Here is a 4,869-nt window from a genome sequence, read left to right as displayed (position 1 = left end):
TCACCCGCCGCCCTGACGTGCGCTTTGCCGAGTATCAGGCCCACGCCCGCAGCGCCGAGATCGGCATCGCCGAAGCGGATCTCTACCCCAGTTTCTCTCTGCTGGGGAGCATCAGCTATGTCAATCCCGATCCGCTCTTCTCCCTCTCCAAAATCAGTGTCGTTGCCGGCCCCAGCTTCTCCTGGAACATCCTGCAATACGGCCGCATCCGCAACAAGATCCGCCTCAAAGACGCCCGCTTCGAAGAGAGCCTGGTGCGCTACAACAAAGCGGTCCTCACCGCCGTCCACGAAGTCTCCTACGCCCTGGATAGCTACCGCTATACCCTCGATCAGCTCAAAGAGAGCCAAGCCGCCGTACGGGCTGTGGCCCGGGCCTTCAACATCTCCATGAAACAGTACAACGACGGGCTGGTCAGCTACCAGCGCCTGCTCAACTCCATGGAGAAGCTCACCCGCTTTCAGGATCAGTATGCCCGCCTCCAGGGGGCTCTGGCAACCCAGGTGGCGCTGCTCTACAAGGCCCTGGGCGGCGGCTGGCAGATCGCCCAGGGCGGCCGCTATCTCTCTGAGGAGACAGTGCGCCACCTCAAAGAGCGGGGCTACTGGAGCAAAATGCTCGCCGATTCGCAGGTGCGGCTGCCCAAGGAGTGGCAATGAACAACCCCTGGCCCCACGAATTGAGCCTCGGGGATCTCTACGTCTCCCCGGTGATCCCGGCGGTGCTGCTGGGCTTTCTCCTGGCAGGGATCACGGCGCTGCTGATGAACCGACTCAAGCTGACCCGATGGTTCTATGCTCCCAGCTACATCTTTCTGGCCATCTGGCTGCTCTATATCGTGCTGGTGGACAAGATGTGGATACATTTTTAGCTTAGTGAGGAGTGATGAGTGAGGAGTGATGAGTTTTGGATTGCGTTGCTTTGCAACGCTTATTATCCGGAAGGTGAGACGATAACTGTTTCCAACTCGCCCACCTTCCCACCGGCGCGAAGCGCGATCCCACCTTCTCACTTTTATAATCTAAGCGCCAAACGACGAGATAAACAATGAAAAAATTCTTTACGATCCTCATCAAACTCATCCTGACTCTGGCGCTCTTCGCGGCGGCGGGGTGGTTCGGTTGGCAGAAGTGGCACGAGTATTTCCAGAACCCATGGACCCGGGACGGACAGGTGCGCGCTCAGGTGGTGCAGGTCACCCCCCAGGTGACGGGACGGGTGATCACTATCTACATTCACGACAATCAGCCGGTCAAAAAAGGAGACCTGCTCTTCGAGATCGACCCCTCCAGCTATCAGCTCAAGGTCAAGCAGGCCGAGGCGCGGCTCCGACGGGCCGAGGAGAACGCCGAAGGGCTCAGGATCGAATACGAACGGGTCCGAAAGATTCATGCCCGGGACCCCGGCGCCGTCAGCCAGAAAGACCTCAACCGCAACCGGGTCAATTACTTCAAGGCTCTGGCCGATATCGACGCCGCCAAAGAGGCCCTCAACAACGCCAAGCTCAACCTGGCCCGCACCAAGGTCTACGCCGAAGTGGACGGCTGGGTGAGCAACATCAACTTCCAGGTCGGCTCCCAGGCGGTGGCCAACAAACCGATCCTGGCCCTGGTGGACCGGCACACCTTCTGGGTCTTCGGATTTTTCCGGGAAGATGCCGTCTCCGATATCAAGGTGGGCGACGAGGCGAGAGTGACCCTGATGGCCTATCCCGACACGCCGCTGAAGGGGAGGGTGGAATCCATCGCCTGGGGCATCACCCCGCCCGACGGCAACCCCGGCCCCAATTTGCTGCCCAAGGTCAAACCGGTCTTTCAGTGGATCCGCCTGGCCCAGCGGATTCCCGTGCGCATCGCCGTTGAAAATGTTCCTCCGGAGATCGCTCTGCGTGTCGGTCTAACCGCCTCGGTGTTGGTGCATGCCGGCAAAGAAGATAAAAAGAACAAAACCGTGACAAAAAGAAAAGAGTGGAACTCACCATAATCTCATCTAGAGGGAGGAGGTATCAGTAGATTCTGAAAAAATTCTAAAAATTATTGAACAATAATTTTTAATTCCAAAATAGATACAATAAATTGATACGCCCGGGCGAGAGAAAAGGAGGCGCATTTCATGTATGAATATCCAATAGATGAACAGTTCAAAAAATGGTTGGAAGCATCTGGAATCCACGCCGATGATTTCGGAAATCCACGGCAATGGAAAGCTGTAGAGCGTCTAATCAGCCATCTCCTGAGCGAGAAAAAGCGTGAGATTCAACGACTTGAAAAGAGCCTGGAGGGGTCTGCGGTCGAAATTCAGGAGATGCTTTCAGGCATGCGCCGTACTTTCGATCAGCGTTGTCGCACACTCTCGCAACTGGCAGCGTTGGCTTTTTTTATTGTCGATGAGCGTGGACGTTGTCTGGAGATACAAGACGGCGTGGGGATACTCTCCGCAGAGGGAGAGAAGCGGGAAGAGTTGCTAGGACAGCGTATCGACGAAGTATTGCCCGCACGTCTGGGACGAAATATTCTCTCCATCGTCGAGAACGATCAGGAAGGGAATGAACGAACTTTCGAAGTCCCTCTCGACAAGGCAGAGAGATCGGAGGATGCCTGGTCGGTAAAGATGCTTCGTTTGTCGAAAGCGGAGACCGGTCAGGGGCGCAGAGAGTGGGCGGTGATTGTTCATCGACATCGTAAAGAACACGAAAATCGGTGTGAAGAGAAGATGAAAGCCGTTATGCCTCAAATGCCGTTGCGTGATGCATTGACCGGTTTACCAAACCGTCAGGCTCTGCTGGAGAGCCTGGAGTTGACATTGGAGCGTGCGCAGCGCTACAAAAGGCATGGAGCCGTTTTTTTCATCGATCTGGATCGTTTCAAAGAGATCAACGATTCGGTGGGGCATCAGGCGGGAGACGTCGTTCTAAAGGAGATCGCGAATCGAATACGGCATATCGTTCGCAAGTCCGATATCTTCGGACGCCTGGGAGGAGATGAATTCCTGCTGATCCTGGAAGAGATCTCCAGTGCCGATACGCTGATGCATGTCGCACAAAAAATCATCGATGAGGTCAATCGCCCCATTCGCATCGGAGACATGAATTATCATGTGGGAGCGAGCATCGGTATCACGATCTTCCCACGGGACAGTGTGGAGAGCGAAACATTGTTACGCTACGCCGACAGGGCGATGTATCGGGCCAAACAGGCGGGGAGAAATCGATATCATTTCTATTCCCGGGAGATCGATCGGGAGGTCAAAAAACGCTCCATGATCGAAAAAACACTCAAAAATGCTTTGAGAGAGGAAGCGTTCCATTTGCTTTTTCAGCCTCGAATCAATCTGTCAACGGGTACGGTGACCGGAGTGGAAGCACTGTTGCGTCTCGATGAACATTACGGCCGAGAGATGATCCCTCCTTCTTTGTTTATCCCCATCGCCGAAGAGAGTGATATCATCCTGAAGATCGGTCGTTGGGTCTTTACCCAGGCATGCAGGACACTCTACGAGTGGCAGCGTCAGGGTGCACCGTCGATCACGATGACGATCAATCTCTCCCGCCGGCAGTTGCAGCACAGTGAGTGGACGCATTTCGTCGATGAAACACTCCGAAAGTATCTGATCAAGCCTAACCATATCGAATTCGATATTTCGGAGTCGGCATTCATGTCGCTCTCGGATGACGGTTACGGAGTGCTCAAGGATCTGAAAAAGTTGGGATGCGGTATTTCCATCGACGACTTCGGTACGGGATCTTCCTCTCTGGTTCTTTTTCAGGATTGCGTGGATCGTTTGAAAATCGATCAGCGCTTTATCCGGGATATCACCCGAAACGGTCGGGATCGCACCCTGGTGAAAGCTTCCATCGCCATGGCGCAGGCGATGGGCCTGGGAACTGTCGCCGAAGGGGTGGAAACGGCCGAGCAGAAGCGGTATGTGCAAATAATGGGATGTGGGGAAGTTCAGGGCTTTCTTATCGGAAAACCGGAGCAGTCCGATAAAGCGTTGAATCTGATACTTTCGGGCTACAGAAATTGAGAGGGCTCAAAAGAGCTCATTGACTCCGATCTGCGCGAAGAGGGAGGGTCGGCTTAGGCGTTTTTCTTTTTGCTATTGCCGGAGAAACTCAGCAGCATGACCCCGTCGAAAAAGAGACTGATACCGACGAGCAGACCGACGAGCCAGACGGTCTGGACGGGATTGCCGATGGCGAGGGCGAAGAAGATCGCGATGCCCAGGGAGAGGATGCCGTTGAGCAGAGCGATCCACCAGTTTTTGTCGGGGCGGATTTTGAACGCCAGAGTGAAATTGGTGGCAGCATCGAGGGCGAAATAGGCGGCGAAGATGATTCCCAATGCCAGGATGCCGGGGAGGGGATGGATGACGATCAAGGCACCCGCGACGATAAGAATCAGGGTTTTGAGCCAACCAAGCCAGTCGTTTTTGTTGACTTGCCAGGTGTGCATTCCGGCGAAGATACCGCTGAAGAGCAGCAGCCAGCCGAGGAAAAAGACGGTCGTCAGGGACATCAGTCCGGGAAAGAAGATTCCCACGAGCCCTAGTAGCATGAAGATGATGCCGTAGGCTTTCGCGTATTTGCCGAATTTCTCTAGCATCTCTTGATTTTGATCGAAAAGTTTGTAGTTGAGCATTTTTATTCCTTTTTCTATGGATGGTCGACGTTTTCCGCTGTCAGCGGCAATGGTGTTCTTCTTCAATATGGGCGATCTTTTCGACACGGCGTTCGTGACGTCCCCCCTCGAAGGAAGTTTCGATGAAAGCGTCGATCATGCTCTGCACGACGCCCATGCCTACGACCCGTTCTCCGAAGCCGAGGATCTGGGCGTTGTTGTGGGCGCGGGCCATCCGGGCGGTGTAGGC

Annotated in this window: 6 protein-coding genes; 4 read left to right on the top strand and 2 right to left on the bottom strand. The window is 54.5% G+C overall.

Going from position 1 to position 4,869, the window contains the following annotated elements; all coding sequences use genetic code 11:
* The 4 genes from F8I07_RS03765 to F8I07_RS03750 form a co-directional block, all read left to right on the top strand.
* Window positions 1-659 (top strand): TolC family protein (locus F8I07_RS03765; protein WP_292655927.1); only part of this gene is annotated, 659 nt, incomplete at its 5' end.
* Window positions 656-871: a DUF1656 domain-containing protein gene (locus F8I07_RS03760; protein ID WP_292655925.1), complete on the top strand. Its 216-nt coding sequence runs from the start codon at window positions 656-658 to the stop codon at window positions 869-871. The genes F8I07_RS03765 and F8I07_RS03760, both read left to right, overlap by 4 nt.
* A 176-nt stretch (window positions 872-1,047) precedes the next feature.
* Complete coding sequence (locus tag F8I07_RS03755; RefSeq protein ID WP_292655922.1) at window positions 1,048-1,983, top strand: HlyD family secretion protein; 936 nt, start codon at window positions 1,048-1,050, stop codon at window positions 1,981-1,983.
* 129 nt (window positions 1,984-2,112) lie between these two features.
* Window positions 2,113-4,026, top strand: coding sequence for an EAL domain-containing protein (locus F8I07_RS03750; RefSeq protein WP_292655920.1), 1,914 nt, complete (start codon window positions 2,113-2,115; stop codon window positions 4,024-4,026).
* A 53-nt stretch (window positions 4,027-4,079) separates the two neighbouring features.
* On the opposite strand, the gene F8I07_RS03745 is transcribed toward F8I07_RS03750, so the two are convergent.
* Entirely contained in the window at window positions 4,080-4,640 is a 561-nt protein-coding gene (locus tag F8I07_RS03745) for an HdeD family acid-resistance protein (RefSeq protein WP_292655918.1), read from the bottom strand.
* Between the two features lie 40 nt (window positions 4,641-4,680).
* Window positions 4,681-4,869, bottom strand: a 189-nt coding sequence (locus F8I07_RS03740) for an RpiB/LacA/LacB family sugar-phosphate isomerase (RefSeq protein ID WP_292655915.1), incomplete at its 5' end; no start/stop codon positions are given.

Source organism: Nitratifractor sp. (genome assembly GCF_015487065.1).
Classification (GTDB): Bacteria; Campylobacterota; Campylobacteria; order Campylobacterales; family Sulfurovaceae; genus Nitratifractor.
Note: the sequence above shows the minus strand (reverse complement) of the source record. Positions and strands in the feature narration are given on the sequence as shown.

Coding starts and splice junctions, on each gene's coding strand:
- F8I07_RS03760 (WP_292655925.1), top strand. CDS start 656: ATGAACAACCCCTGGCCCCACGAATTGAGCCTCGGGGATCTCTACGTC.
- F8I07_RS03755 (WP_292655922.1), top strand. CDS start 1,048: ATGAAAAAATTCTTTACGATCCTCATCAAACTCATCCTGACTCTGGCG.
- F8I07_RS03750 (WP_292655920.1), top strand. CDS start 2,113: ATGTATGAATATCCAATAGATGAACAGTTCAAAAAATGGTTGGAAGCA.
- F8I07_RS03745 (WP_292655918.1), bottom strand. CDS start 4,640: ATGCTCAACTACAAACTTTTCGATCAAAATCAAGAGATGCTAGAGAAA.